The organism is Cellulomonas sp. PhB143, from assembly GCF_003752595.1.
GTDB lineage: Bacteria > Actinomycetota > Actinomycetes > Actinomycetales > Cellulomonadaceae > Paraoerskovia.
Genome location: NZ_RKIJ01000014.1, coordinates 120,743 through 144,635, shown reverse-complemented (window position 1 = coordinate 144,635; position 23,893 = coordinate 120,743). Strand labels below are relative to the sequence as shown.

Genomic DNA, 23,893 nt, shown 5'->3' with positions numbered 1-23,893 from the left:
TGCCAGTTTACCGGCGGGCCACGGCGCGCCCGAGCACGGCGGTCGCGACCGCCGCGGCCAGCGCGGCGGCGCCGACGATCAGGGCGACCGTCCCGCCCCAGCCGCCGCGGGTGAAGGCGACCCCGCCGAGCCAGCCGAGCAGGCTGCTGCCGGCGTAGTAGGCGAAGTTGTAGAGCGAGGCCGCCTGGGCGCGCCCGACGCTCGCCTCGGCCGCCGTCCACCCGGAGGCGACGGCGTGCGCGGCGAAGAACCCGGCGATCGCCACCACGAGCCCGGCGACGACGACGACGAGCGAGCCGGCCAGCGTGAGCGCGGCCCCGCCGGCGAACAGGGCCGTGCCGCCCAGCAGCACCGGCAGCCGCCCCCGCCGCGAGGCGATCCCCCCGGCGCGCGACGAGGACCACGTCCCGGCGAGGTAGGCCACGAAGAGCAGGCTCGTCAGCGCCTGCGGCAGGACGAACGGCGGGGCGGAGAGCCGGAATCCCAGGTAGTTGTAGAGGGCGACGAACCCGCCCATGAGCAGGAATCCCTGCGCGTACAGCGCGAGCTGGCGCGGCGAACGGAGGTTGGCCGCGACCCGCCGGGCGAGGCCGTCGCCCGGCACCCGGTCGCGGCGCCGCGGCTGGGGGACGAAGACCCGCGACGCGGGCGCCAGGAGCACGAACCCGGCGGCGGCGAGCGCGCAGAGCACCGAGACGGCGAGCACCCCGGCCCGCCACCCCGCGAGGTCGGCGACCGGGCCGGCGACCAGCCGCCCGGCGAGGCCGCCGACGGTGGTGCCGGCGACGTAGGTGCCCGCCGCGCGCGCGACGTGCAGCGGGCGGACCTCCTCGGTCAGGTACGCGAGCGCCACCGCCGGCACGGCGCCGACGAAGAGCCCCTCGACGAACCGTCCCGCCAGCAGGAGGCCGAGGCCGGGCGCGAACGGGACCGCAAGACCCAGCGCGGTCGCGCCGCACAGCCCGACGGTGATGGTCCGCACCCGGCCGTACCGGTCGGCCACGGCGGACCAGGGCAGGACGCCGAGCGCGAGCCCGAGGGTCGCGACGGAGACGAGGAGAGCGGCGTCCTCGGCGTCCACCCCCAGGTCGGCGGCGACCAGCGGCAGCGCGGCCTGAGGCGCGTAGAGCTGGGCGAAGGTCGCGATGCCGGCGCAGAACAGCGCCACCAGCAGGCGCCGGTACCCCGTGCTGCCGCGGTCGTAGCCGGGTGCCGTGCCGTCCGCGGCCGGTGCGCCGTCCGTCACCGCGGGCTCACGCCCCGGGCAGGGCCGCGGGCAGGGCGGCGGCGCGCTCGTCCGCGCCCTCGGGGCCCGCCTCGAGCGCCTCGCCGCGGGGAGCCCCGGCAGCGCGCGGCGCCGCACCGCGCCCGAAGGCGAGGATCACCAGCAGGCCGGCGAAGGTCATCGCCGCACCGGCCCACGCCGGCGCGAGGTATCCCCAGCCGGCGGCGATGACGAGCCCGCCCACGTAGGCGCCCGCGGCGTTGCCGACGTTGAGCGCCGAGTGGCACAGCGCCGCGCCGAGCGAGGGCGCGTCGGGCGAGAGGTCCATCAGCCGCGCCTGCAGCGACAGGCCCAGCACCTGGGAGGTCAGACCGAGCAGGAACAGCGCGGCCACCGCCGGGACCGCGTGCTGCCCGGTCAGCGCGAAGAGCACGAGCACGGCCAGCGTGGCGACCAGGCCGAGGTAGACGGTGCGCATCACGTGCCGGTCGGCGAGGCGGCCGCCGAGGATCGTGCCCACCGTCATCCCGACGCCGAACACGGCGAGGACGATCGGGACGGTCGCCTCGGGCAGGCCGGTGACCTCCGTGATCGTCGGGGCGACGTAGGAGTAGACGGCGAACATCCCGCCGAACCCGATGGACGCGCCGACGACCGCGACCCACAGCGGGCCGTTGCGCAGGGCGCCGAGCTCGCGGCGCACGCTCGAGTCCTGGTTCCCCACGCCGTCGGGCACGAGCCGCCACAGCGCGAGGAGCGTGACCAGGCCGAGGGCGCCGATGACGACGAACGCGACCCGCCAGCCCAGGACCTGGCCGACGAAGGTCGACAGCGGCACGCCGACGACGTTCGCGACGGTCAGGCCGGTCATCATCGTCGCGACGGCGCGGCCGCGGCGGCCGGGGCCCGCCACCGCGGCCCCGACCACGGCGCCGACGCCGAAGAACGCGCCGTGCGGCAGCCCCGCGACGAACCGCGCCACGACCAGCCAGCCGAGGGACGGCGCGGCCGCCGAGAGCACGTTGCCGAGCGTGTAGGCCGCCATGAGGATCAGCAGCAGGCGCTTGCGCGGCATCCGCGCGGCGAGCACGGTCAGGACCGGCGCGCCGACGACGACGCCGACGGCGTAGGCGGTGATCGTGTGCCCCGCGGCGGGGATGCTCACGCCGAGGTCGGCCGCGATGTTCGGCAGCAGGCCCATCGTCGCGAACTCGGTGGTGCCGATGGTGAAGCCGCCGACCGCGAGGGCGACCAGCGCGGCGGGCACGCGGGGGCGGGTGCGACCAGCCCTGCCGGCGGGCCGCCGCAGGGTCGGGTCGAGCGTCTCGTCAGGCACGGCGTCCTCCGTCGTCGTCGGTCATGGCCCCCGCGCACCGGGTGGATCGCATCGATCGAATCGATTCGACCCGGTGTCGGCGACGGCGGCGACGGATCGGGGGTTCGTCGGGGAGTCTATCGGTCGCCGGGAGCCGCGGCGCGCGGCACGAGCCAGACCGACGACGTCTCGGCCAGCCCGAGCACGAGCGTCTCCCCGCGACCGAGGCGCACGCGCGTGGTGCCCGACGCCTCGACCTGCTCGAGCACCTCGAGCTCGCCGTCCAGGTCGACGCCCAGGGCCGCGAGGCGGCGCAGCACCTGCGGGTCGGCGTCCGAGATGCGCGCGACGACGCCGGCGCCCCCGGCCGGGACGTGCGCGAGCAGCACGGCGTCGAGGCGCTCGACGCGCCCGTCGGGCGTGGGGATCGGGTCGCCGTGCGGGTCGCGCGCCGGGTGCCCCAGCGCCACGTCGAGCCGGTCCACGAGGCGCTCGGAGACCGCGTGCTCGAGCACCTCGGCCTCGTCGTGCACCTCGTCCCAGGAGTAGCCGAGCTGCGAGACGAGGAACGTCTCCAGCAGCCGGTGCCGGCGCACCATCCGGACCGCGTGCCGGCGCCCGAGCTCCGTCAGCCCGATCGCGCCGTAGCGCGCGTGCTCGAGCAGCCCCTGGTCGCTGAGCCGGCGCACCGTCTCGGACACCGTCGGCGCCCCGACCCCCAGGCGCTCGGCGAGGAGCTTGGTCGTCACGGGCTCGTCGGACCACTCGAGCGCGCCCCAGACCACCTTGAGGTAGTCCTCGGCCACCGGCGTCAGCTCGTCGGGTCGCACCACGCCCGTCACCCTAGTACCCGGCGCCCGGAGCCGGGCCGGGTCATGATGGACGGATGACGATCCCCCGCTGGGTCACCCGGTCGAACAAGCGCCTGCTGAACCCCGTCGTGCTGCGCGTCGCCACGGGCCTCGGCCCGATGGCCGTCGTCCGGCACACCGGCCGGCGCAGCGGCCGCGAGTACCGCACCCCGGTCTTCGCGTTCGCCTACCGCGACGGCGCCCAGGTGCGTACCGTCCTCGCCCTGACCTACGGGCCCGACGTCGACTGGGTGCGCAACGTCGAGGCGGCCGGCACGTTCGAGCTGGAGCGACGCGGGACGACGTACGTGGTCGACGACGTGCGCCGGCTCACGGGCGAGGCCGGCCTGCGCCTCCTGCCGGGGTGGACGCAGACGATCCTGCGCGCCGTCGGGGTGGACGAGTTCCGCACGGGCCGGCTCGCTCGGCGCCCCGTCGGCTGACGCCGGTCAGGGGGACGGCGGCGACGCGGCCGGCGACGCCGCCGTCGGGGCCGTCGCGGGGACGGGCGTCGGGACCGGCACCGGGATCCGCGGGCCCACGCTCGCCTTCTGCTCGGGCGTGACCGCCACGACCTGGTAGTCGACGAACCGGTGCGCGTCGGGGTCGAAGCGCAGGACCGTCATCTCGGCCGTGCCGTGCAGCGGGCCGACCGTGGGCTTGTCCAGCACCGCCCCCGCGGTGGACGAGCTCACGTACTGGATCCCGCTGCCGACCTGGACCGGGTCGACCCGCCGGTGCAGGTGCCCGGAGATCTGCATCGGCACGCAGCCGCTCTCCAACGACGCGTCTCCCACGCGCGGGGTGTGGATCAGCAGCAGGTCGACGGGCTCCTTCTCACAGGCCGTCGTCGCCAGCTGCGCGGCCTGGTCGTCCGGCGTCACGGCCTCGTCCTTCGCGCCCGAGCCGCCGACGACGCTCGTGCGCAGCGCGTCGTGGTCGCCGAGGATGCGGATCCCGTCGACGTCGACCACCTTGCCCTCGAGCACCGTCGCCCCGGCCTTGCGCTCCTGCGCGGACGTCTCGTCGCTGTCGTGGTTCCCGTCCGAGACCACGAGCGGGACGTCGTCGGGCACCGCGCCCGCCACCGCCGAGACGCACACCTCCTCCACGGAGGTCCCGTTCATCGTGGTGTCGCCCGCGTCGAGGACGACGTCGGCGCCCGCCTTCGCGATGGTCGTGCTGATCAGCGGCGCCATGGCCGTGTTGCAGTGCAGGTCGGAGACGACGACGACGGTCCGGTAGTCGTCGTCGGCCGCCGCGGGCACGACCGGGCCGCGGAACCCCGTCGACGCCGCGAGGGCGTCGTAGCGCTGCGCGTCGAGCCGGTCGTCCCACGCCGTCGAGAGGTGGTGGTCGGCGACCTCGTAGAACTTCTCGTTGTCGCGGTAGGTGTCCAGGAGCTGCTCGCCGTAGGTGTCGACGACGCCGGAGAGCCGGCCGGTGATCCGGGCACCCTCCAGCGCCGTGCCCGCGAAGACCGGCGACGGCTCGCCCTCGGGCTCCGGGCTGCGGATCGCCCCGGAGCTCAGCGTCGCGCCGACGAGCACGACGACGAGCCCGCCCGCGGCGAGGTCCCAGGTCCGCGGGGCGAGGGCCCCGGCGAGCTGGCGGCGTCGGGCACCGCCCAGGAGGAAGCGCAGGCCCACCGCGACGACGGCGCAGACGAGGAAGGCCATGAGGGTGCGCACCGCGGCGTCGCGCACCAGGTCGTGCACCACGAGGTCGAGGGTGACCTGCGGGCTCGAGAAGAACTGCAGGTAGCTCTGCGCGTCGCCCGCGAGGGCGTCGAGCGTCGCCGCCGCGTCGACCTCGTGCAGCTCGTCGGGGATCTCCCCCACCGTCACGTCGACCCCGAGCCCGAGGGGCACCGGGGAGTCGATCTCGAGGGAGCCCAGCGGCCCGAGGTCGACCCGGGCGAGGCCGTCGGTGGTCACCTCGTAGCGCGCCTCGTGCGGACCCAGGCTCAGGTCGGCGCTCGCCGTGGTGACGCCGAACGTCGCGGACAGCAGGAACAGGGCGATGCCGAGCAGGGTCCAGCGGACCCAGGCGCGGCGGCGACGCGGCGCCCGGGGCTCGGGGGCGTCGGCCTTCTCGGTCTCGGAAGGGGCGGGCTTCTCGACCTCGGGGGTCGCGGGCTTCTCGGCGTCGGAGGGGTCGGCGGACCGGCGGGAGAACATCACCCCAGCCTGCTACACGACGGGGCCCCGGGTCGAAACCGCACGCCCGCCCCCGGGCCTCAGGCCTCGGCGCGGCGCAGCGCGACGAGCGCCAGGACCGCGGCGCCGATCATCGTCACCACGCCGATCCCGGCCGTCACCGCGACGCCGGTGCCGAACGCGGCGTGCGCCGAGTCGAGCAGCGCCGAGGCCTGCGCGGCCGGGAGGGACTGCGCGACGGCAGTCGCCCCGCCGAGCGTCTCGGTCGCCGTCTGCGCGGCCGCGTGCCCGACGCCGCGCGGCACCACGAGGTTCGCCGCGTACGAGGCGGCGAGGATGCTGCCGAGCACGGCGGTGCCGAGCACGGCGCCGATCTCGTACGCGGTCTCCGAGATCGCCGAGGCCGCACCGGCCTGGTGCGGCGGGGCGCTCGAGACGACGAGGTCGTTCGAGAGCGTCTCGGCGGCGCCGATCCCGACGGACAGCACGACGAACGAGACCACGACGGGCCACAGCGTCCCGTGCCCGCCGAAGACGGCCATGATCGCGTAGGCCGCCGCCGAGAGGGTGAGCGCGCCGGCGACGACGTGGGACGGGCGGATGCTGCGCACCACACGGACCACGAGCAGGCCGGCAGCGATCATCACCACGAGGCCGGGCAGCAGGGCGAGCCCCGCGACGCTCGGCCCGAGCCCGATGACGAGCTGCAGGTCCTGCGACGCGAAGTACAGGAAGCCCACGTAGCTGAGCACCGAGAGCAGGTTGATCAGCACCGACCCGGTGAACGCGGCGTCGGTGAACAGGCGCACGTCGAGCATCGGCCGCGGACGGCGCAGCTGGCGCCGGACGAACAGTGCTCCGGCGCCGAGCCCGACCAGCATCGCGACGAGCGCGAGCGCGCTCGGCCCGTCCTTGCCGAGCACCTTGATGCCCCACACGACGGGCGCCATGGTCGCGACCGAGAGGAGGATCGACGGCACGTCGACCGGACCCGGGTCGGGGTCGCGGGACTCGGGCACGAACGCGGGCGCGAGCAGGAGCAGCAGCACCAGGACCGGCACCGCGATCCAGAAGACCGAGCCCCACCAGAGGTGCTCGAGCAGCAGACCGCCGACGATCGGGCCCAGGGCGGCTCCCGCGGCGAACCCGGAGGCCCAGACGGCGACGGCGAGCCGGCGCTCGCCACGGTCGGTGAAGATGTTGCGCAGCAGCGACAGCGTCGAGGGCATGAGCATCGAGCCGAAGACGCCGAGGCCCACGCGCGCCGCGATCAGGGCCGCGGCGGTGGGCGCCTGGGCGGCGACGACCGACATCGCGGCGAAGCCCACGGCCCCGACGAGCAGCAGGCGGCGCCGGCCCACGCGGTCGGCGAGCGAGCCCATCGGCACCAGGAGCGCCGCGAGCACGAGCGGGTAGACGTCGACGATCCACAGCAGCTGCGTGCTGGTCGGCGTCAGCGCCTCGGAGATCTGCGGCAGCGCGAAGCTCAGCACCGTGTTGTCGATGGAGACGAGCAGCACGGGGAGCATGAGGACCGCGAGGGCGAGCCAGCGCCGTCGGGCGCTCGTCGCGGTGCCCGACGACGGCGGGGTGCCGCGCCGTGGCGGGCGGGGTGCGCGGTGCACGCGCCGCGCGGCGGTGGCCGGCGCCGCGCCGGGCGCACGCCTTCTCGCCTCGTGGTTCGTGGGCTGCGGGGTGGTCGTGGTGGCGGTCATGGCAGGGCCTCCTCTCGGCTCGGCGGGTGGCCGGCATGTGGCCGGCAGCGTGCGGGGCGCGGCATGGTGTGAACGGCAGGGCGGACGGCGCGTGGTCGACCGTCCGGACGGTGCTGTAACGGGCCGAGGCGGCCGTTCATTCCGTCCAGACGGTACAGTAACGCCTGGACGGTACGCTCTCAACATGCCTCCTGCTCCGGCCGCCAGGGACAAGGTCCTCGACGCCTTCGCCGCGATCCTCGTCACCCAGGGCGAGCGGGCGGCGACCCTCGACGCGGTCGCCGCGCACGCCGGGGTCTCCAAGGGCGGGCTGCTCTACCACTTCGCCTCCAAGCAGGCGCTCGTCGACGGGCTCCTCGCGCGGCTCGCCGAGCTCTCGGCGGCCGACGTGATCGAGATGCGCTCGGCGACCGGGGGCCCGGTCGACCACTTCCTGCGCACGTCGGCGCAGTCCGACACGGACTTCGACCGGGTGTACGTGGCGGTGACGCGGCTGCCGCAGGACATCTACCCCCAGGCGCGCCAGGCGCTGCAGGCGGCGCACGAGGGGTGGTACGAGGCGGTGCTCGAGTCCGTCGGCGACCCGGTGCTCGCGCGGGCGATCGTGCTCATGGGCGACGGCCTCTACCTCGAGGCGGCGCGCACGGGCGACTGGGACGCGGACTCGCGCTCGCGGCGTCGGACGGACGCGCACGTGGACGAGCTCCTCGCGCTCGTCGACCGGGTCTCGACGGCGCTGCACCCCTGACGTCGCCCACCCTCTGACTTGTCAGACCCCCACCCCGCTATAGGCGCGCCACGGTCTGACAAGTCGCGGGGCAGCACACCTGTCAGACCCCCACCCCGCTATAGGCGCGCCAGAGTCTGACAAGACGCGGGGGCTCAGGCGGTGGACTTCTTCTTCGCGCGCGAGCCGCCGGACTTCTTCGCGCCGCCCTTGGCCGAGCTCCCCGACGACCCTGAGCCCTTGGCCCCTGAGCCCTTCCCCGCGCCGCCGCGCGACTTCTCCACGCTGCGCCGCAGCGCGTCCATGAGGTCGACCACCTCGCCGCCCTCGCCCTCGGGCTCCTCGCCGAACGTCGCCGCGGTGTCGACGGCGTCGCCCTGCTCGATCTTGGCGTCGATCAGCTTGCGCAGCTGCACCTGGTAGTCGTCGTCGAAGTCCGACGGCGTGAAGTCCGACTCGAAGCCGGCCACCAGCTGCGCGGACATCGCCATCTCCTTGTCGGACACCTTGGGCGACCCGTCGAGCGCGGGGAACGCCGCCTCGCGCACCTCGTCGGCCCACAGCAGCGTCTGCAGCACCAGGACGTCGTCGCGCACCCGCAGCGCCGCGAGCCGGGTGCGCTGGCGCAGCGCGAAGCGGACGACGGCGGTGCGGTCCGTCTCCTCGAGGGTGCGCCGGAGCAGCACGTACGCCTTGGGAGAGGACGAGTCGGGCTCGAGGTAGTAGCTCTTGTCGAGCAGCAGCACGTCGATCTGGTCGCTGGGCACGAACTCGACGACCTCGATCTCGCGGTCGCGCTCGGCGGGCAGGGAAGCGATGTCGTCCTTGGTGAGCACGACCGTCTGCTCGCCGTTCTCGAAGGCCTTGTCGATGTGCTCGAACGGCACGACCTTGCCGCACACCTCGCAACGGCGCTGGTAGCGGATGCGCCCGCCGTCGGCGTCGTGCACCTGGTGCAGCGGCACGTCGTGGTCCTCGGTCGCGCTGTACACCTTGACCGGGACGTTGACGAGCCCGAACGTGATCGCGCCCTTCCAGATCGCCCTCATGGGCCCATGCTCCCGCGCGGCGGCGCGCCCGGCACCCGGACGGGCCCGCGACGGGCTCGCGACGGGCCCAGCGCGAGGCCCGACGCCGCTACGACTCGCCGCGCGAGTCCCCGTCCAGCCCCGTCGAGCGCAGCAGCGCGGCGAGGACCCCGGGCGGCAGGGGTGGCCGGACGGACGCGCCGTCGGGCCCGCCGTCGGAGGCGGCGACGACCTTGACCTCGTCGTGGATCCGTTCCATGGAGCGGTCGAGCTGGCTCGCGACGTCGGCGGCGAGCTTGAGGTCGGTGAGGATGTGCTCGGGCACGTCGCGGTCGAACTTGTAGTAGATCTTGTGCTCGAGGCTCGCCCAGAAGTCCATCGCGATGGTGCGCAGCTGCACCTCCACGGCGACGGGCTCGACCCGGTCGGAGAGGTAGACGGGCACCTCGAGGATCAGGTGCAGCGACTTGTAGCCGTTGGCCTTGGGCTCGCGGATGTAGTCGCGCTCCTCGAGCAGCGTGAGGTCGGCCTGGCCGAGCAGCATGTCCCGCACGCGGTCGATGTCGGAGACGAACCCGCAGGTGATCCGCACGCCCGCGATGTCGAACATCCGGCTGCGCAGCACGTCGGGGGTCAGCTCGATGCCTTTGCGCTGGGCCTTGGCCACGATGCTGTCGAGCGACTTGAGCCGGGAGCCGAGGTGCTCGATGGGGTTGTAGTCGTGGATGCTGCGGAACTCGTCGCGCAGCACGGTGATCTTCGTCATCACCTCGTCGATGCCGAACTTGTAGGTCATCAGCAGCCGCCGCATCTCGTGCACGAGGTCGGCGACGGCCTCCGGGTCGGTCACGTGCTCGGGGACGATGCCGACCGGCAGGTGCGGGGTGGGCACGGGCGGGAGGTGCGCGTCGGTCACCGGTCCAGGCTACGCGGCGCCCGCCGGGCGGGACGGGCTCCGTGTGGAGATGCTGGGGCGATGCCGAGCTCGGAGATCGTCAGCGTGGAGGGCCGCCGCGTGCGCCTGTCGAGCCTCGACAAGGTGCTCTACCCGGCGTCGGGCACCACGAAGGGCGACGTCATCGCCTACCTGAGCGCGGTCGCGCCCGCCCTGCTCACGCACGCGGCGGAGCGCCCCGCGACCCGCAAGCGGTGGCCCGACGGCGTCGAGGGTCAGGTCTTCTTCCAGAAGAACCTCGACGCGGGCACGCCCGAGTGGGTGCGCCGTCGCCCCATCGAGCACAAGACCCGCACCACGGAGTACCCCCTGGTCGGCGACCTGCCGACCCTCGTGTGGCTGGGCCAGACGGCGTCGCTGGAGATCCACGTGCCGCAGTGGCGGTTCGGCCGCACCGGGACTCGGCTCGACCCCGACCGGCTGGTGCTCGACCTCGACCCCGGCCCGGGCGCGGGGCTGGCCGAGTGCGCGCAGGTGGCCCGCTGGGCGCGGGCGCTGCTGACCGGGATGGGCCTCGAGCCGTTCCCCGTCACGAGCGGGTCCAAGGGCATCCACCTGTACGCGGCGCTCGACGGCTCGCACACGAGCGAGCAGGTCTCGACGGTGGCGCACGAGCTGGCGCGCGCCCTGGAGGCCGATCACCCCGACCTCGTGGTCAGCGACATGAAGAAGTCGCTGCGCGGCGGCAAGGTGCTCGTCGACTGGTCGCAGAACAACGGCGCGAAGACGACGATCGCCCCGTACTCGCTGCGCGGCCGCGAGCGCCCGACGGTCGCCGCGCCCCGCACCTGGGACGAGCTCGACTCCCCCGGGCTCGCCCAGCTGGAGGCCGACGACGTCGTCGCGCGCCTCGAGACCGACGGCGACCTCCTCGCTCCCCTCGCGGCCGGGCACCTTGCTGCGCTCGAGCCGACGCCCGAGCGGATGGCGACGTTCACGCCCGCGCAGGGGACAGCGGCGTCGGGCACGGGTGCGCGGCGTGACCGGCTGGAGAAGTACCGGTCCATGCGCGACGCGGGCAAGACTCCGGAGCCGGTCCCCGACACCGTGCCCGCGCCCGGCGACGGCGCGCCGACGTTCGTCATCCAGGAGCACTACGCCCGCCGCTGGCACGAGGACTTCCGCCTGGAGCACGACGGCGTCCTGGTCAGCTGGGCGCTGCCCAAGGGCGAGCCGGACGACCCCGGGCGCAACCACCTCGCGGTGCAGACCGAGGACCACCCGCTGGCGTACGGGTCGTTCGAGGGCACGATCCCGAAGGGCGAGTACGGCGCCGGCGAGGTGAGCATCGCGGACGCCGGCACGTACGAGACGGAGAAGTGGCGCGAGGGCCAGGAGGTCATCGCCGTGCTGCACGGCGAGCGCCGCGGGACGCGCCGGGTCGCGCTGATCCGCACCGGCAAGGGCGACGACAACCACTGGCTGATCCACCGGATGAAGGACCAGTCGCCGGCCGAGTCCCCCACGGCCGAGTCCCCCACCGCCGAGCGCGTCATCAGTGGGTCGGATCTGCCGAACCGGCCGACTGATGACGCGCTCGGCGGTGGTGCGTCGAGGCTCGGCGGTGGGGCGCAGCCCGTGCCGCGGCCGATGCTCGCGCACCCCGCCTCCGAGGGCGCCCTGCGCGCGGAGATCGGCGACGACGCCTCCGGCTGGGCGTACGAGGTCAAGTGGGACGGCGTGCGCGTCCTCGCCCGCCGCGGCCCGGACGGGGTCCGGCTGATGGGGCGCTCCGGCGCGGACGTCACCGGCACCTATCCGGAAGTGGCCGACGCGGTCGCCGCGTCGCTCGAGAACACGGCCGACGACGTCGTCCTCGACGGCGAGGTCGTCGCCCTCGACGCCCAGGGCCGGCCGAGCTTCCGGCTGCTGCAGCGGCGGATGAACCTGACCGCCGCCGGCGAGGTCACCACGGCCCGGCGCCGCACGCCCGTGGAGTACATGGTCTTCGACGTGCTGCGCGCGGGCGGGCGCTCGCTCCTGCACGACGGCTACGACGACCGGCGCGAGGAGCTCGAGGAGCTGCTCGCCGCGCCGTCGGACCCCGTGCGGGTGCCGCCCTCGCTCGACGACCTCGAGGACGCGCTGGCCCTGTCGCGCCGCTTCCGGCTCGAGGGGATCCTCGCCAAGCGCCGCGACTCGACGTACGTCTCGGGCAAGCGCTCGCGCACGTGGCTGAAGGTCAAGCACGTGCGCGCCCAGGAGGCGGTGGTCGTCGGGTGGCGGCCGGGGCACGGCGCGCGGGGACACCTGCTGGGCTCGCTCCTGCTCGCGGTGCCCGACGACGGAGTCCCGCCCGCGCGCGGCGGCGGGCCTGGCCTGCGGTACGTCGGGCGGGTGGGCTCGGGCTTCACGGACCGGGAGCGCCACGAGATCCTCGCGCGGCTCGGCGGGTCGGAGCGTCGCACGTCGCCGGCGCGCGAGGTGCCCGCGGCCGACGCGTCCGACGCCCGCTGGGTCACGCCGCGCGAGGTGGTCGAGGTGCTCTTCTCGGGCTGGACGGGTGACGCGCCGGGCGCCGGGAGCCTGCGCCACGCCGTCTGGCGCGGCTGGCGGCCGGACAAGGAGCCGGGCGAGGTCGTCGTCGAGCAGTGACGCCCGGGCGTGTCACGACCCGGGCGAGCCGCCGCCGTCGGGGTCCTCGACGTCGTCGACGGACCGGAGCGCGAGCAACGGGGTCCCCACGAGCCAGAGCGCGCCGAGCGCACCGCCGAGCCCGGCGACCACGAGGGTCGGGCCGAGGCCGACCAGCCCGGCGAGGACGCCCCCGGCGGCGGCCCCCAGCGGTCGTGCCCCGTAGTTCACGCTCGTGAACGCTCCCTGGACCCTGGCCCGCACGGCGTCCGGGATGGCCGCCGCCGTGACGGCGTTGAGGTTGACGTCGAAGAGCATCACCCCGAAGGCGCTCGCCGCCTCGACGCCGGCGAGGACGGCGGCCTTCGCGAGGTCGGACCCGTGCGCGAGGGGCAGGGCCGCGAGCGGCACGGTGAAGACGACGGCGCCGAGCGCGATCGTGCGGCCCGTGCCGATCCACCGGGCCACGCGCCCCGCGAGGAGGGCTCCGAACAGGCCGCCGCCAGCCCCCACACCGAGCGCGACGCCGATGACGCCTGCCGGCAGGCCGAGGTCGCGGCTGGCGAACACGACGAGGAGCGCGCTCGTCATGATGGTGAAGAAGTTGACCCACGAGACGCAGCACAGCGCCGGGCGCAGGATCGGGTGCCGGACCACGAGCCGCAGCCCCTCGGCGAGCCGGGCGCGCAGGGGCTCGCCCCCCGTTGCGGGCGCCGGCGCCCGCTCGGTGACCCGCACCCGGCGCAGCAGCACCGCGGACAGCAGGAAGGAGAGGCCGTCGACGACGAGGGCGACCGGGGCGGTGAGGAGCTGGACCAGCCCGCCCCCGAGCGCGGGCCCGACGACGAAGGACCCCGAGCGGGTCGCGCTGAGCAGGCCGTTGGCCTCGACGTACTGCTCACGGCGCACGAGCGCGACGAAGAACGGCTGCCAGGCGGACCGGAAGAGCATCGACCACGTCCCGAGGAGGACCGCGACCGCGAAGAGCTGGGCCAGCGTCAGGCCGCCCACGAGGGCCGCCGCCGGGACGGTCAGCACGACGAGCGCGCGGGCGAGGTCGGCCCCGACGAGCAGGGGGCGCTTGCGCGGGCGTCGGTCGACCCACGAGCCGACGAGGAGGGCCAGCAGGTTCGGCAGCCAGATCAGGGCGGTGAGCAGGGCCACCTCCGTCGCGCTCGCCCCGAGGCCGACGGCGACGAACGGCAGCGCGATCTCCGAGACCCGGTCCCCGAGCTCCGAGACGCTCTGGGCGGCCCAGAACGTGACGAAGCGGCCGTCGCACCAGAGCGGGCGGCCGGAGTCCGCCACCGAGGTCCCGCCTCGCGCCGCCGGGGCGTCCGGGCCCGACGACGCCTCAGGCATCCGAGGGCCCCGCGTCCGGGAGCGTGTGGCGCAGGAGGAGCACCGACCTGGCTCCCGCGGGCGCTGCAGCGGGGTCGTCCTTGCGCACGACGAAGGGCGCCAGGAGCGCCTCGATCGCCGACTCCAGCTCGACGGCCTCCTCCGGCGTGACGAGCACGCGGGTGCTGGACCGGCCCGCCACGGCGAGCCAGCGGTCCGGGAGCCCGGGCTCGACGCCGCGGTGCCAGTCGCCCACGACGTCGCCCTCCGCCTCCTCGATCGCCGCGCGCAGGCCCAGTGCCGCCTCCTGGCCTCCCGCGCCCTCGGCCGTGTACCGGAAGCCGCGGCTCGTGGCCTCCCACCAGCGTTCGCGGCCGTTCCCGCCGGCGTCGGCGTCGCGGACGAGGCCGTGCTCCGCGAGGTGGCGCAGGTGCCAGCTCGCCACCGACGGGGTGGCGCCGACGTCGGGCGAGAGGCGGGTGGCGGTGCTCGGGCCGTGCCGCTGGAGCTCGCCGAGGATCCGCACCCGCACGGGGTGGGCCAGGGCGCGCATGCGCGTCGCGTCGAGCTCGATGTCGCCGAACGGGTTGACCATCAGGGCCTCCGCGCCTCTGGATTTATCTGAGAGGAGGCTATCGAGAGAGTCCTCTCACGTCCAGCGCGCATCCGTTCGGAGCCACGTTCGGAGGCAGAAGAGACCGCGCGGCGCGCCGGACCTGGGCACAGAGGGCACCGGCCCAGGTCGGACGCGCCGCGCGGGGTTCGTGGGCACCTCAGGCGAGGTGCGCGTACACCACCGTGTTGTCGGTGTAGTGACCCGTTCCCGGGTCGATGTCGCCCCCGCAGGTGATGACGCGCAGCTCCGCGTCGTCGGTGTTGCGGTAGACGTCGATGGTCGGGAACTTGTCTTTGGGGTAGGTCTCGACGTGGTCGACGACGAACTGCGCCGTCGTCCCGTCCTTGCGGTCCACGAGCACCTCGTCGCCCTTCTCCACGCGCCCGAGGTCGTGGAAGACCGAGGGCCCGTTGATGCTGTCGACGTGCCCGAGGATCACCGAGGGCCCCTCGGCGCCCGGCCGCGGCGAGCCCTTATACCAGGCGGCGTGGTCGACGACCGAGACGTCGGCGTCGCCCGGCACCTCGATGGCGCCGTCCTTCGCCCGGCCCATCGTCACCAGGTCGGAGTCCACGTCGATCGACGGGATCCGCACGGTCGTCGGGTACGGCTGGTCCTTCGCGGGCTCCGGGGTCGGCGCGGGGTCGGCCGGCGTCGGATCGGCCGGCGTCGGGTCGGGCTCGGGGGCCGCGCTCACCGTGGGCTCCGGCGAGGGGCTCGCGTCGGCACCGGCCGAACGGTCGCTCGCCGCCGGGTCCGCCGCGGGCGGCGCCGGGTCCTGCGTGGCGAGCCCGACCGCGACCGCGCCGCCGCCCCCCACGAGGAGGACGGTGGCGAGCGTCACGACCAGGGCCCGCGACCGGCGCGGGCGGCCGCCCGCCGCGGCCGCGCCGTCGTCGTCCCCGCGACGCCCGGCCGAAGGGCCGGGCCCCGCGGACCGGGCGTCGGGAGCCATCAGCTGTCCGAGCCGACGGTCTCGCCGCGGTTCGAGCGACGACGGATCAGCAGGGCGCCACCGGCGAGCACCGCGGCGCCACCGGCCGCGAGGAGGCCGACGTTCTCGACGCCGGACGTCGAGCCGGAGCCGGTCTGGACGCCGCCGGAGGGCATGTCGGACATCTGCGAGACGGTCATGATGCCGCACAGCGCCGGGTCGGTGGCCTCGGCCGGCAGGCTCGGGTCGAGGTCGGACTTCGCGTCGCCGTCGTACTTGCCGTCGCCGTTGTAGTCGACGCCGTGCACGACGACGGCCGCCTTGCCGCCGCTGATCGCGTCGGCCACGTCCTGGGAGACCTTGATCGAGCCGCGCTGGTAGCTGATGTCGCCGCCCTTGGCGGTGTCGAAGCGGTCCACCGCGAGCGCCGAGTCGGCGGACGTGTCGCCCTTCGTGGTCAGCGAGACCTGGACGTTGCCGTAGGCCGGGATGCCCTCGGAGGTGGTGATCGTGCCGCTGCCGTCCGCGTCGTCGCCGGCCGACGGGCACTCGTTGCGCGAGCCGGAGCCGAAGTGGATGTGCGCGGCGTGCGGGCTGTCGGCCAGCAGGCCCTTCGCCTCGATCTCGACGTTGAGCGTGGTGCCGTCGACCCAGACCATCCCGGTGCCCCAGGCGTCGGCGCCGTTGAGGGGGACGGGGTCCAGGTGGCCCTGGGTGGTGTCGGCGGCCGAGGCGGGGCCGGCGACGGCGAACATCGCGGCGAGCGTGAGGGCGGGTGCCGCAAGCAGCGTGCGGGTGCGTGCCTTCATGGTCGTTCCCTTCGTTCGTGCGCCGCGTCGGTCGCGGCCTGACAGGGGTTCGGCACGGTCCCTCCACCGGATGGGTCCGGATCGTCCCCGGTTTCTTCCCACCGCCGAACGCGCCATCTGTGGGTCGAGACGGCCGATCGGGCCGACTGATGACACGTTCGGCGGTGGACCGCGGCGGGCCTCGGAATGGGACAGGCCGCCGCCCGGTTGCCGCCCGTATGCGAGCGATCACCTACAGCACCTATGGCCACGCCGACGTCCTCGAGCTCACGGAGCAGCCGACGCCCAAGGTCGGCCCCGACTCCGTCCTCGTCCGCGTGAAGGCGGCGAGCGTCAACCCCGTCGACTGGAAGGTCCGCGAGGGCTACCTCGACGCGATCATGGACGTCGACTTCCCCGTCGTGCCCGGCTGGGACGTCGCGGGCGTCGTCGAGCAGGTCGGCCTGGACACCCCCGAGCTCCAGGTGGGCGACGAGGTCTTCGGCTACGTCCGCAAGGACGTCCTGCACGGCGGCACCTTCGCCGAGTACGTCTCCGCGCCCGTGCGCACCCTCGCGACAAAGCCCGCGTCGCTGTCGTTCGAGGAGGCCGCCGCGGTCCCGCTCGCGGGGCTGACCGCCTACCAGACGATCGCGCGCACCGGCGTGCGCGAGGGCCAGACCGTCCTCGTGCACGCGGCGGCCGGCGGCGTCGGGTCCTTCGCCGTGCAGATCGCGGCCGCCCGCGGGGCGCGCGTCATCGGCACCGCCTCGGAGGCCAACCACGACTACGTGCGCGCCCTCGGCGCGGAGCCGGTGGCCTATGGCGACGGGCTGGCCGAGCGGGTGCGCGCGCTCGCTCCCGAGGGGGTCGACGTCGTCCTCGACTACGTGGGCGGCGAGGCCCTGGCGACCACGAAGGACGTCCTGGCCGACGGCGGCACGGTCGCCTCCATCACGGAGGCCGCGGCCCGCGACGAGCTGGGCGGGGTCTACGCGTGGGTGCGGCCGTCGTCGGGCGACCTGGCGGAGGTGGCGCGGCTGATCGACGCCGGGTCCGTACGCGTCGAGGTCGCCGAGGTGTTCGAGCTCGCGGACGCGGCGGACGCGCACCGGGCGAGCGAGTCGGGCCACGTGCGCGGCAAGGTCGTCGTGCGCGTCTGACCCTGTCCCTCCCTTACCTTCTCCGTCCCTCCCCCACCTTCTCCGCCGAGCACGGGGTTGCCGCCGGGTCAGCATCGCTGACCCGGCGGGCACCCCGTGCTCGAGGGGCGGCAAGCCCGTGCTCGGCCCGGGAAGAAACCGGTCGTCCCTCCCCCGCCGGTCGGGGATCATGGTCCCCATGGGTCACATCGACATCAGCGAGGTCGGCTACGAGCTGTCCGACGGCCGCACCCTGCTCGGCGGGGTGAGCCTGCGCGTCCCCTCGGGCTCGCGCACCGCGCTGATCGGGCCCAACGGCGCCGGCAAGACGACGCTCCTGCGCGTCGTCACGGGCGACCTCGCCCCGCACCGCGGCGCGGCGACCGTCCAGGGTGGCCTCGGCGTCATGCGCCAGGTCGTGGTGCGCGACGACGACCCGACGACCGTCCGCGAGGCGCTCGCCGACACTGCGCCCCCGGCCCTGCGCGCGGCCGCCCGCGAGCTCGCCGACGCCGAGCTGGGCATCATGACGGTCGACGACGAGCCCGCCCAGATGCGCTACGCCCAGGCGATCGTCGACTGGGGCGACGCGGGCGGCTACGACGCCGAGACCGAGTGGGACAAGGTCACCACCGAGGTGCTCGGCATCGACTTCGACCAGGCCCAGTGGCGCGAGCTGCGCACCCTCTCCGGCGGCGAGCGCAAGCGCCTGATCCTCACCGCGCTGCTGCGCGGTCCCGAGGAGGTCCTGCTGCTCGATGAGCCGGACAACGCCCTGGACGTGCCGACCAAGCGGTGGCTCGAGGCCGAGATGGTCGCCTCACCCAAGACGTTCCTGTACGTCAGCCACGACCGCGAGCTGCTCGCGAACACCGCCACGCACGTCGCCACGCTCGAGCCGGGCAGCGCCGGCGCGAAGATCTGGGTGCACGGCGGCGGGTTCGCCACCTATGCGCAGGCGCGCCAGGACCGGATCGACCGCCAGGAGGAGCTGCTGCGGCGCTGGGACGAGGAGCACGCGCAGCTCAAGACGCTGGTCAACACGCTGAAGACCAAGTCGAAGTTCAACGACGGCCTCGCCTCGCGCTACCAGGCGGCCCAGACGCGGCTGCGCAAGTTCGAGGAGGCCGGCCCTCCCCCGCAGCTCGCGCGCGAGCAGAACGTGCGCGTGCGCCTGACCGGCGGGCGCACGGCCAAGCGCGCGGTGACGTGCGAGGCGCTGGGACTCACCGGGCTGATGGAACCGTTCGACGCCGAGCTGTTCTACGGCGAGCGGGTCGCGGTGCTGGGGTCCAACGGGTCCGGCAAGAGCCACTTCATGCGGCTGCTCGCGCGCGGCGGATCCGACCCCGACAAGGAGCACGAGCCCGCGGAGGGGTCGCCGGCGATCGCGCCGGTCACCCACACGGGCCGGGCGGCGCTCGGCTCGCGCGTGCGCCCGGGCTGGTTCGCGCAGAACCACGGGCACGCCGAGCTCGAGGGCCGCACGCTGCTGGAGATCCTGCACCGCGGCGAGGGCCACCGCTCCGGCATGGGCCGCGAGCAGGCGTCCAAGGTGCTGGACCGCTACGGGCTCGTGAGCCAGGCCGAGCAGCGCTACGAGACCCTGTCCGGCGGGCAGCAGGCGCGGCTGCAGATCCTGCTGCTCGAGCTGGGCGGCGCCACGCTGCTGCTGCTCGACGAGCCGACGGACAACCTCGACCTGCACTCCGCGGAGGCCCTCGAGGCGGGCCTGGCCGGGTTCGACGGCACTGTCGTGACCGTCACGCACGACCGCTGGTTCGCGCGCGGCTTCGACCGGTTCCTGGTCTTCGGGGCCGACGGCCGCGTGGTCGAGACGGCCGAGCCCGTGTGGGACGTCGAGCGGGTCGCCCGGGCCCGCTGACTCCGGTTTCCGTGCCGAGCACGTCATCAGTACCGTTCCCGCGTCCGGGAACAGCACACAGGACGTGGTCGACAGCGGGTGCGAGCGTCACTGCCCGACGGCGTCCGCGTCGTCGGGCGCCGCCGTCACCTGGGCGTTGCGGATGCCCGCCCAGCTGACGAGGCCTCCGACGACGAGCAGCGCGGCGGTCACGACGAGCGCGCGGTGGAAGCTGTCGACGTCGAGCCGCGACCCGACGATCACGCCGGCGAACGCCACGACGACGAGCCCGGCGATGCGCGAGACGGCGTTGTTCGTGGCGGAGCCGATGCCGGCGTCGGCCGCGGGGATGAACCCGAGGATCGCGGAGGTCAGCGGGGAGACCGTCATGGCCAGGCCGAGGCCGAAGACGGCGACGCCGGGGAACAGCTGCGTCCAGTAGTCGGCGTCCTCCGTCGTCGTGAGCATCAGCAGGTAGCCGGCGGCGCCGACGAGGGGGCCGACAGACATGAAGAACCGCGGCCCGTAGCGGCCCGCCAGGGCTCCCGCCCGCCCGGAGACGAGCAGCATGAGGATGGTCACGGGCAGCATGGACAGGCCCGCCGCCGTGGCGGTGTACCCGGCGACCTGCTGCACGAACAGGATGATGACGAACTGCCCGAACCCGAGCGCGCCGTAGATCGCGGCGGTCGCGACGTTCCCGACCGCGAAGTTGCGCACTGCGAACAGGCGCAGCGGCAGCATCGGGTCCGGGGCGGCGCGCTCCCAGGCGAGGAACCCGGCGAGGCAGGCCAGGCCGACGACGAGCGGTATCCACACGGCCGGGTCCCCCCAGCCGTAGCGGGAGCTCTCGATGAGCGCGTAGACGGGTCCGGCGAGCCCGACGGCGGCGAGCACCGCGCCGCGCACGTCGATGCGGCGGCCGCTGGGCTCGGGGACGTCGTCGATGCCGCGCAGCAGCCAGAGCGTGACCGCCACGGGCAGGACGTTGATGCCGAACACCCAGCGCCACGACAGGGTGTCGACGAAGAGGCCGCCGAGGAGCGGCCCGACGAGCATCGCGGTGCCGGACCATGCCGTCCACCGCCCGATGGCGCGGCCCTGCGCGGGGCCGGTGAACGTCGAGACGATGAGCGCGAGGGAGCTCGGGACGAGCAGCGCGCCGGCGACGCCCTGCAGCGCGCGGGCGCCGATGAGGAACGGGCCGGTGGGCGCGAGGGCGCACAGCACGGAGGCGACGGCGAACCCGATCAGCCCCCACCACAGCACGCGTCGGCGGCCGTGCACGTCGGAGACCGAGCCGGCCACGAGGATCAGGGCGCCGAGGGTGATCAGGTACGCGTCGACCACCCACTGCTGCAGGGCCAGGGCGTCGGCGGGGCCGGCCGCGAGGTCGTCGGCGATGGCCGGGAGCGCGACGTTGACGACGGTGCCGTCGAGGAAGGAGACGAACGAGGCGAGGATCGCGACGAGGAGGACGCGGCGCTGCGTGGTGGCGGAGGGCACGGGTCAACGGTAGGGGGCGGGGATGGCGGGGGCCGCTCGTGAGCCGGGACGCAGCGGCTACGCGTCGGGCGCTGGCCGTTCTAGGTCGAGGCGTACGCGCCTCGCTGCGATCTCGCCCATTTGCGCCGCTTGATATAAATTGATCGTGTAGTCCGAGGTCTCAGGATCGTTGAAATTCCGCGGTTATTGCCCTCGCGTCGAGCAGTCGTGCAACTCGCGTGCCACTCGAAACGGGTGCGAAACCACATGGTGACATGTGTCTCGACAAGCCTACGGACTCCGCGCCAGAGTGAATTCAGTCGGGCAGCGCCGAGCCCTCCGAGCTCGTCCCGACCAGCTCCAGCACAGCCGGCTCTCGAAGCTCGCGTTCAGGGTCAGCCTTGCTGTCGACGAACGCGAGTCCTTCCTCCTGCAACACGGCAACCGGATCCCGGTTGTTGTCGTCCGCGTCCGTCCATACGAAGCCCGGCGAGATGGTTCCGTCGCATTTGAGGACGCGGTAGCCGTTCGCGCATTGAGGGCACTGCGGCAGGTGATTCCCCACCGCTTGCGAAGCGGTGCCGATGGCAGCCGCCAGGCTCCCGTAGGTGGTCCAGTGCCCCTCGGGGAGCTCCTCCAGGATGGCATGCAGCCCGGACCAGTCGTACAGCATGCCGGTGGTGGGTTTCTCCCCCGTGAACTGCGCCCGCACATCGTCCAGGTGGCGGCCGTCTGCCAGTTTCGTCGCCGGTCACGACCGACCGCAGCAGGTATGCGTACCCCTGCCCGGCGGAGATCACTCGTAGCGAGACCGTCATACCTGGGAGGTGTGCAGTTCACCCCAGCACGGACCGTTCGCCGGAGTCAGCGCGGCGTTTGCAATGCACCGCCGGAGATCAGTTTCGATTCAATCCATGCGTCCGCGAGTCCAGGGCGACCTTGAAGTGACTCTCAGCCTCGTCGATCACCCTCGTAGGTGTTGACGGGTCAAACACCCGCAGCAGAGAGAAGCGGAAGCTCGTCGGGTCGCTGGTGCGCAGTTCGACGTTGCCACCGTGGCCATTGGTCGCGTAGGCGGTCCAGCGCTGCCGAATGCTCTCCGCGCCATCGGCCTTGCCGACGTAGTGCCGCCCATCGCAGGTATCGGTGATCAGGTAGACACCGACGACGGACGCGAGCGCGGTGCGCCACGCGGCGTAGCGGTGCTCGCGCATCACCGCCTGGAGCTGCGCGTGGTCGAGTACGAGTCGGTCGAAACCCGGAAACGGCACCGGCTGCGCGTCGGAGATCTCCATCACCGGGTAGCCCGCGGCCGTGGGGCCGTTGAGCCGCCACGTGCGCGGGGAGCGCCACCCGATCACCAGCCGGTCCCTCAGGTCCGCAAGTCGCTCGGACACGACCAGGTCGAAGGTGCGGAACGCGCCGTCGTACGCAACCTCGCCCCGGTTCTCTAGCACCGACCATAGGCGCGCCCGATCGCCTCCCTCGCGGACGAACACCACCCAGATGGCAGGCGGTGCGGCGGGGAAGATCCGGGGGGATGCCGACTGTCTGCGGGTGTACGCGAGGATTTCCTCGTCGGTGGAGTCGGCGTGGATGCCGGGCAGGCCCGTGTCCTCATGCTCCTTGACGTACGCGTGCCTGATCACGAGGGCCCCGTGGGGATCGATACCTCCGCTACGCAGGATCGGGTCGAGCGTCAGCGACATGAGTGCAGGTCTCCAGGAAGGCTCGCCATCATCTCAGTCGATCCGAGCTTCGTCACCAACGCCCTGTCGGCGACGGGCCCGGTCGGCGAGACCACCGAAGAACCTGCTAGTGGCCTCGCTCGCACGAGCGACGCCATCGCTCCCTGCCTCGAACGCCTTGACCCGCAGATCGCTTGTCTTCTCAGCTGCCTGTGCGCTCCGCCGTCGTGCGGCGACGAGCGCATCCTGCCCGGATTCGACCGCCTGGTCCCGGGTGTCCACAAGGGCGGCGAGCCAACGACGCGCCTCGGCGGTCTCCGACTCCGTCACGAGATCGAGGCGCCTCTCGAGCTCAAGGACAGCGCCGACCACTTCGTTGCTGGCGCCCACGACCTTCGGTGACGCGAACGGGTTGAAGAGCACCTTCTGGTTGGCCCTGCTCGATGCTTCGTTCATGCGATCGACGAGCTGGCCGCACGCTCTGGCGATCACGTCCAGGCGCTTCTGACGCGCCAGGCGCAGCCCGGCACGATGCCGGTCAAGTTCTTCGGGGTTCGCATCGGCGACGCGGTCGAGCTCGAGGACGTCGATCGCATCCTGCACGTGGACCGAGCGGGCGATCACCGCGAGCCATTCCGAGACGGAGGTGCGGGCACTCTGCGTCGCCTTGACCAGGTCTCCGAGGTCCTGCTCGGACTCGAGCCCGTCAGCCAGAGCATCGAGCCGCCGCACCGCATACGCCTGAGTGCTGGCAATGGTCGCCGCACCGCCCTGGATCTTCGACCAGGTGATCTCCGGAACCCGACCGACCTCGTCGCGGACCGTGTTGGCGTCGTCGACCAGGAGGGACACCCCGATCATCTCAGCGAAAATCCCGTCCTTCTGCGCACGCAGGATGTCGTCGACCTTCTTGTCGATCTGCGCGAGGTACTCACGGAGCTCATCAATCGACCGCTGCAGCTCGCGCTGGGCCATCATCGTCCCGATCGAGGCGAGGGCTGCAGGGTTCGTGAAGAGCGCGGCCGGCGAGTTGACCACCTGGATCCAGGACTGCACGTCGCCCGGCTTACCGATCATCGCGTGACTGATCGCCGGATTGTCCTTGGTCGCCTGCAAGCCGAACTCGCGGACCTTTGCCGCAGATTCCTCCGTGAGCTTGAGCCAGCGTCCCGACTCAGCAGCGATCTGTCCGCCAGCCTGCAGCGCCAGGCCGCCAAGGCCGCTTCCAGCGTGGACACCCTCCACGGCCGCCTGCGCCAGAGGCCGCGAGTTCGTGACGACGAGGTCGATATCGAGCAGGAACTGCTCGATCGCGTCTTCCGCACCGACGACAGCGAGACCACTGCCGTCACTGACCAGCTCAAGCTCGGCGCCCACGGGCCCTCCTGTTCGTCTGCTGCCCGAAGCGTAGGACCTCATCGAGGACGTCCACGCCTCCGAGCTCGCGTAATGCCTCTGTCACCGGGTGAACTTTGACAGGGTCGCC

At 73.6% G+C, this 23,893-nt stretch carries 20 protein-coding genes; 5 read left to right on the top strand and 15 right to left on the bottom strand.

Annotation, left to right across the window (positions count from 1 at the left end; genetic code table 11):
- Positions 1-7 precede the first annotated feature (7 nt).
- The 3 genes from EDF32_RS12430 to EDF32_RS12420 all read right to left on the bottom strand — a co-directional run bounded on the left by EDF32_RS12430 (position 8) and on the right by EDF32_RS12420 (position 3,370).
- Positions 8-1,246: an MFS transporter gene (locus tag EDF32_RS12430; RefSeq protein WP_123308935.1), complete on the bottom strand. Its 1,239-nt coding sequence runs from the start codon at positions 1,244-1,246 to the stop codon at positions 8-10.
- A 7-nt stretch (positions 1,247-1,253) separates the two neighbouring features.
- Entirely contained in the window at positions 1,254-2,561 is a 1,308-nt protein-coding gene (locus EDF32_RS12425) for an MFS transporter (RefSeq protein WP_370449984.1), read from the bottom strand.
- A gap of 116 nt (positions 2,562-2,677) precedes the next feature.
- Positions 2,678-3,370 (bottom strand): metal-dependent transcriptional regulator, encoded by a 693-nt coding sequence (locus EDF32_RS12420; RefSeq protein ID WP_199734934.1) that lies wholly within the window; start codon positions 3,368-3,370, stop codon positions 2,678-2,680.
- Positions 3,371-3,426: 56 nt separating this feature from the next.
- On the opposite strand from EDF32_RS12420, the gene EDF32_RS12415 reads away from it, so the two are divergent.
- Positions 3,427-3,834, top strand: coding sequence for a nitroreductase family deazaflavin-dependent oxidoreductase (locus EDF32_RS12415; protein WP_123308870.1), 408 nt, complete (start codon positions 3,427-3,429; stop codon positions 3,832-3,834).
- 6 nt (positions 3,835-3,840) lie between these two features.
- On the opposite strand, the gene EDF32_RS12410 is transcribed toward EDF32_RS12415, so the two are convergent.
- On the bottom strand, positions 3,841-5,571 hold the full coding sequence (locus EDF32_RS12410) for a metallophosphoesterase (protein WP_199734928.1): 1,731 nt from the start codon (positions 5,569-5,571) through the stop codon (positions 3,841-3,843).
- Positions 5,572-5,630: 59 nt separating this feature from the next.
- Positions 5,631-7,265 (bottom strand): MFS transporter, encoded by a 1,635-nt coding sequence (locus EDF32_RS12405; protein WP_123308869.1) that lies wholly within the window; start codon positions 7,263-7,265, stop codon positions 5,631-5,633.
- 184 nt (positions 7,266-7,449) lie between these two features.
- On the opposite strand from EDF32_RS12405, the gene EDF32_RS12400 reads away from it, so the two are divergent.
- On the top strand, positions 7,450-8,013 hold the full coding sequence (locus tag EDF32_RS12400) for a TetR/AcrR family transcriptional regulator (RefSeq protein ID WP_123308868.1): 564 nt from the start codon (positions 7,450-7,452) through the stop codon (positions 8,011-8,013).
- Positions 8,014-8,147: 134 nt separating this feature from the next.
- Here EDF32_RS12400 and EDF32_RS12395 read toward each other — a convergent pair whose 3' ends face one another.
- Positions 8,148-9,041 carry a Ku protein gene (locus EDF32_RS12395; RefSeq protein ID WP_123308867.1) on the bottom strand — a complete coding sequence of 298 codons (894 nt, stop codon included), beginning with the start codon at positions 9,039-9,041 and terminating at the stop codon, positions 8,148-8,150.
- Positions 9,042-9,129: 88 nt separating this feature from the next.
- The gene (locus EDF32_RS12390; protein WP_233565895.1) at positions 9,130-9,936 is read right to left on the bottom strand and encodes a GTP pyrophosphokinase family protein; all 807 of its coding nucleotides are present in this window, start codon (positions 9,934-9,936) and stop codon (positions 9,130-9,132) included.
- A gap of 60 nt (positions 9,937-9,996) precedes the next feature.
- On the opposite strand from EDF32_RS12390, the gene EDF32_RS12385 reads away from it, so the two are divergent.
- On the top strand, positions 9,997-12,570 hold the full coding sequence (locus EDF32_RS12385) for an ATP-dependent DNA ligase (RefSeq protein WP_123308866.1): 2,574 nt from the start codon (positions 9,997-9,999) through the stop codon (positions 12,568-12,570).
- 12 nt (positions 12,571-12,582) lie between these two features.
- On the opposite strand, the gene EDF32_RS12380 is transcribed toward EDF32_RS12385, so the two are convergent.
- The 4 genes from EDF32_RS12380 to EDF32_RS12365 form a co-directional block, all read right to left on the bottom strand.
- Positions 12,583-13,911: an MFS transporter gene (locus EDF32_RS12380; RefSeq protein WP_123308865.1), complete on the bottom strand. Its 1,329-nt coding sequence runs from the start codon at positions 13,909-13,911 to the stop codon at positions 12,583-12,585.
- Complete coding sequence (locus EDF32_RS12375; protein ID WP_123308864.1) at positions 13,904-14,485, bottom strand: helix-turn-helix domain-containing protein; 582 nt, start codon at positions 14,483-14,485, stop codon at positions 13,904-13,906. Before EDF32_RS12375 ends, EDF32_RS12380 begins: the two co-directional genes overlap by 8 nt.
- 178 nt (positions 14,486-14,663) lie before the next feature.
- Entirely contained in the window at positions 14,664-15,461 is a 798-nt protein-coding gene (locus EDF32_RS12370) for a class F sortase (protein WP_123308863.1), read from the bottom strand.
- Complete coding sequence (locus EDF32_RS12365) at positions 15,461-16,249, bottom strand: CHRD domain-containing protein (RefSeq protein WP_123308862.1); 789 nt, start codon at positions 16,247-16,249, stop codon at positions 15,461-15,463. Before EDF32_RS12365 ends, EDF32_RS12370 begins: the two co-directional genes overlap by 1 nt.
- A 218-nt stretch (positions 16,250-16,467) precedes the next feature.
- Between EDF32_RS12365 and EDF32_RS12360 the strand changes: the two genes are divergently transcribed.
- Both EDF32_RS12360 and EDF32_RS12355 read left to right on the top strand, forming a co-directional pair.
- A complete protein-coding gene (locus EDF32_RS12360; RefSeq protein WP_123308861.1) occupies positions 16,468-17,391 on the top strand; it encodes an NADP-dependent oxidoreductase in 924 nt (307 codons plus the stop codon).
- Between the two features lie 178 nt (positions 17,392-17,569).
- Positions 17,570-19,255: an ABC-F family ATP-binding cassette domain-containing protein gene (locus EDF32_RS12355; RefSeq protein ID WP_123308860.1), complete on the top strand. Its 1,686-nt coding sequence runs from the start codon at positions 17,570-17,572 to the stop codon at positions 19,253-19,255.
- 87 nt (positions 19,256-19,342) lie between these two features.
- Here the strand turns inward: EDF32_RS12355 and EDF32_RS12350 are convergent, their stop codons facing one another.
- From EDF32_RS12350 to EDF32_RS12335, 4 genes are all read right to left on the bottom strand, one after another.
- Positions 19,343-20,740 (bottom strand): MFS transporter, encoded by a 1,398-nt coding sequence (locus tag EDF32_RS12350; protein ID WP_123308859.1) that lies wholly within the window; start codon positions 20,738-20,740, stop codon positions 19,343-19,345.
- Positions 20,741-21,035: 295 nt separating this feature from the next.
- Positions 21,036-21,392, bottom strand: coding sequence for an MGMT family protein (locus EDF32_RS12345; protein ID WP_148061604.1), 357 nt, complete (start codon positions 21,390-21,392; stop codon positions 21,036-21,038).
- A 223-nt stretch (positions 21,393-21,615) separates the two neighbouring features.
- Positions 21,616-22,428 carry a GIY-YIG nuclease family protein gene (locus EDF32_RS12340; protein WP_123308857.1) on the bottom strand — a complete coding sequence of 271 codons (813 nt, stop codon included), beginning with the start codon at positions 22,426-22,428 and terminating at the stop codon, positions 21,616-21,618.
- Positions 22,429-22,461: 33 nt separating this feature from the next.
- Positions 22,462-23,784, bottom strand: a complete 1,323-nt coding sequence (locus tag EDF32_RS12335) for a hypothetical protein (RefSeq protein ID WP_123308856.1) — start codon at positions 23,782-23,784, stop codon at positions 22,462-22,464.
- Between the last annotated feature and the right edge of the window lie 109 nt (positions 23,785-23,893).

What these genes read in the sequence shown, in the direction of transcription:
- EDF32_RS12415 (WP_123308870.1), top strand. Translation starts at nt 3,427, where the DNA reads ATGACGATCCCCCGCTGGGTCACCCGGTCGAACAAGCGCCTGCTGAAC.
- EDF32_RS12410 (WP_199734928.1), bottom strand. Translation starts at nt 5,571, where the DNA reads ATGTTCTCCCGCCGGTCCGCCGACCCCTCCGACGCCGAGAAGCCCGCG.
- EDF32_RS12405 (WP_123308869.1), bottom strand. Translation starts at nt 7,265, where the DNA reads ATGACCGCCACCACGACCACCCCGCAGCCCACGAACCACGAGGCGAGA.
- EDF32_RS12400 (WP_123308868.1), top strand. Translation starts at nt 7,450, where the DNA reads ATGCCTCCTGCTCCGGCCGCCAGGGACAAGGTCCTCGACGCCTTCGCC.
- EDF32_RS12395 (WP_123308867.1), bottom strand. Translation starts at nt 9,041, where the DNA reads ATGAGGGCGATCTGGAAGGGCGCGATCACGTTCGGGCTCGTCAACGTC.
- EDF32_RS12385 (WP_123308866.1), top strand. Translation starts at nt 9,997, where the DNA reads ATGCCGAGCTCGGAGATCGTCAGCGTGGAGGGCCGCCGCGTGCGCCTG.
- EDF32_RS12380 (WP_123308865.1), bottom strand. Translation starts at nt 13,911, where the DNA reads ATGCCTGAGGCGTCGTCGGGCCCGGACGCCCCGGCGGCGCGAGGCGGG.
- EDF32_RS12375 (WP_123308864.1), bottom strand. Translation starts at nt 14,485, where the DNA reads ATGGTCAACCCGTTCGGCGACATCGAGCTCGACGCGACGCGCATGCGC.
- EDF32_RS12370 (WP_123308863.1), bottom strand. Translation starts at nt 15,461, where the DNA reads ATGGCTCCCGACGCCCGGTCCGCGGGGCCCGGCCCTTCGGCCGGGCGT.
- EDF32_RS12365 (WP_123308862.1), bottom strand. Translation starts at nt 16,249, where the DNA reads ATGAAGGCACGCACCCGCACGCTGCTTGCGGCACCCGCCCTCACGCTC.
- EDF32_RS12360 (WP_123308861.1), top strand. Translation starts at nt 16,468, where the DNA reads ATGCGAGCGATCACCTACAGCACCTATGGCCACGCCGACGTCCTCGAG.
- EDF32_RS12355 (WP_123308860.1), top strand. Translation starts at nt 17,570, where the DNA reads ATGGGTCACATCGACATCAGCGAGGTCGGCTACGAGCTGTCCGACGGC.
- EDF32_RS12345 (WP_148061604.1), bottom strand. Translation starts at nt 21,392, where the DNA reads ATGCTGTACGACTGGTCCGGGCTGCATGCCATCCTGGAGGAGCTCCCC.
- EDF32_RS12340 (WP_123308857.1), bottom strand. Translation starts at nt 22,428, where the DNA reads ATGTCGCTGACGCTCGACCCGATCCTGCGTAGCGGAGGTATCGATCCC.